General features: G+C 72.5%; 1 pseudogene. It reads right to left on the bottom strand.

What is annotated here, in order from left to right:
- Positions 1–176: 176 nt before the first annotated feature.
- Positions 177–1,203: pseudogene (locus GV790_RS27620) on the bottom strand (hypothetical protein); the annotation flags it as partial.

Here is a 1,203-nt window from a genome sequence, read left to right as displayed (position 1 = left end):
CGTATCGCGGACCCGGTCGGCCGCTGTTTCCAGGCGGGCGACCAGGTCACCGCGATCCGCGGCGCGGGCAGCGGCAATGGTCTCACCGAGCACCGCGAGCAGCGACGCCGCAGGCGGTGTTGTGGTGGCCGGTACAACCATCTCGGTTGTTCTCCTTCTCGGTGCGACCGTCGTGGTCAGAGCAGAGCGTCGTCGTCCGCAGTGGGCGAGGTGGCCGCGGCGCCGGTGTCGGCGAACAGGCCGGACTCACCCGAACCGCTGAGGCCACCGTCCAGGCCGGAACCGAAGGCGCTGGAGACGTCGACGGTGGACCAGGTGCTCGCGGTGGAGTCGATGCCGGAGCTCGCCGACATCCCGAGGTCGGCCGTGGTGTCAGCGGCGGCGTCGACGGAGCCGCCGAGGCCTGCCACGGCATCCGTACCGACCGTCCCGGCGGCGCCACCGAGGCCGGTCTCCAGACCGGCACCCAGCTCACCGGTGGCTCCGATCGCCGAATCGATGCCGCCGGAGACACCGGTCTCCAGACCTGTCCCCAGCTGTCCACCGAATTCGCCCGCGGCATCCGCGCCCGCGGACAGCCCACCGCCGAGCTCGGCACCGGCGCCCGCGACGCTGTCAACCGCGCCGCTCACACCGGCAGCGAGGTCACCGGCTGCGCCGACGCCTGTGGACAACCCCGTTTCGAGGCCTGTCCCCAGCTGTCCGCCGACACCGGTCACCGCGTCGGCCGCAGCGCTCACACCCGCACCGAGGCCTGCGGCGGTATCAACACCTGTGGACAACCCGGACTCCAGGCCCGCGCCCGAGCCGAAGTCGCTGTCGAATTCACCCACAGCTTCCACAGCACCATCCACACCCGCGGACAGGTCGGTTTCCCCACCGAACAATCCGCCGAGACCCAGTTCGAGCCCGGTGCCCGCTTCGCCCCCACCCTCGATGACGCCCTCGAGTCCGGTGCTCACACCGCCACCGATCTCGGCCCCGGCACCGACCACTGTCCCCAGCCCAGCGGCCATCGTCGCCCCCAGATCGGCGCCGGCCTGCGCCCCACCTTCGGCGCCACCGGACACCGCGCCCTCGAGCTGCGAGCCCACTCCGGCGCCGAGCCCCACACCAGCATCCACAGCTCCGTCCAGTCCCGCCCCAACGGCGCCGGCCAGATCGGCCCCGGCCTCGACCGCACCCCCAGCCCCTGTGGACAAC

It is taken from the genome of Nocardia cyriacigeorgica (genome assembly GCF_010858045.1).
GTDB classification, from domain to species: Bacteria; Actinomycetota; Actinomycetes; order Mycobacteriales; family Mycobacteriaceae; genus Nocardia; species Nocardia cyriacigeorgica_E.
Note: the sequence above shows the minus strand (reverse complement) of the source record. Positions and strands in the feature narration are given on the sequence as shown.